General features: G+C 64.4%; 1 protein-coding gene. It reads left to right on the top strand.

Features of this window, described 5'->3' with window-relative positions:
- Positions 1-330 precede the first annotated feature (330 nt).
- On the top strand, positions 331-1,701 hold a 1,371-nt coding region (locus XF30_RS01790), incomplete at its 3' end, for a HAMP domain-containing protein (protein ID WP_244608859.1).

Raw genomic sequence — 1,701 nt, 5'->3', positions numbered from 1 at the left:
CGCGCAGGGCACCCAGACCGCGGCCACCGATATCGGCGAGGTCAACCGCGGCGCCGCCGAGACCGGCTCGGCCTCGGAAGAGGTGCTGAACTCGGCCAAGACGCTGTCGAGCGAAAGCACCCGTCTTCGCGCCGAGCTCGACCGCTTCATGGCGAACATCAGGGCGGCGTAGTAAAGCGCACCTTAACAAATCCCTACGTCACCTAACCGCCAGTTGCGGCGCCACAAGTTTACCGCAGCTTATCCTTTGCCGGTTACCGTGCACACGAGTCGGAAGCGGGCTGCTTCCCGGCTGCGCCTGGTTTTCCGCGAATGGAATGGGGTGGGGGAATGTCGGTCACGTCCAAATCGAGCCAATCGAAGTCGCGCCAATCGAAGCTGCCAACGCTGCGTTTTCGCGCAAAAATCATCCTCGGCTTCGTGGCGGTGCTCGCCATCCTCGCCGTCAGCATGGCGTTCGCCTATTTCGGCTTCGAGCGGATCGCAGGCGCTGTGGCCTCCTACCGCACCAGCGTAGCGGAAGCCGATCTGGCGCGGACGGTCGATCGCGAGCTGATCGCCTATCAGGGGCTGGCACGGGCCTATACCCTGACCGGCGCGGCTGATGACGAGACCGCGGCCAAGGCCGCTGAAGGAAATCTGAAGAGCGCGATCGCCAAATCGATGGCCGCCACCACGGGCGCGGCTCGCCGCGAGCAGGTCGGCAAGCTCGAGGCCGAGTTCCAGAGCTTTACGAAAGTCTTCAGCGAGATCATCACGCTGACGCGCGAGAACAACAAGATCGCGGCCGACGAGCTCAACAGTGTCGGCAACAAGATCCGCTTCAAATTCGACGATCTCGCCGACACCGCGGCGCTGGCGGGTCTCTCCTCGGTGCAGACCACGGCCAAGGACATCACCTCGCAATATCTGGCGGTCTCGACCTCGGTCAGCGCTTTCGTCGCCAAGCCGGAGCCGAAGACCGCCGACGGCGTGATCGCCCGCATCAAGTTCCTCGAGACGCTGCTGGTCTCTGTCTACGCGAACGACCAGAAGATCACCGATCGCGTCAAGGAGATCGGCGATCTCTTGAAGCAGTACCGCACCTCGTTCGCAAAGCTGACCGAGAACGTGAAGGTCATCGTCAAGCTGAACGGCGAGATGACCAAGACAGCGGCGACCATCCTCAAGCTCTCGGCCGAGCTGCGTTCGGATCTCACCGCGGACCAGCAACGCATCGAGGCGAGCGCCAATGCGACGATCGTAGAGACCCAGCAGCTGATGCTGATGATGGCGCTCGGCGGGCTGGCCATCGGCATCGTGCTGGCCTTGTGGCTCGGCAACGGCATCTCGCGGCCGATGATCGCGATGTGCAAGGCGATGCGGGAGCTCGCCTCGGGCAATTTCGATGTCGTGTTGCCGGGCCTGGGGCGCAAGGACGAGATCGGCGAGATGGCCGGCGCGGTCGAGGAGTTCAAGATCCAGGCCGTTGCAAAGGCCGAGCGCGACGCCGCCGCCAGCGAAGTGCAGAACCGCGAGCAGGCCGCAAGCCGCCGCGCCGAACTGATCCGCTTTGCCGACGATTTCGAGAGCGCGGTGGGTGCCATCGTCTCCAACGTCTCGGCCTCCGCCGTGCAGCTGGAATCGGCCGCCTCGACGCTGACCCGCACCGCCGAGACCACGCAGAGCCTGTCGAGCCAGGTCGCCGGCGTCTCCGAGCAA

It is taken from the genome of Bradyrhizobium sp. SUTN9-2, assembly GCF_003122645.1.
Lineage (GTDB): Bacteria > Pseudomonadota > Alphaproteobacteria > Rhizobiales > Xanthobacteraceae > Bradyrhizobium > Bradyrhizobium yuanmingense.
Note: the sequence above shows the minus strand (reverse complement) of the source record. Positions and strands in the feature narration are given on the sequence as shown.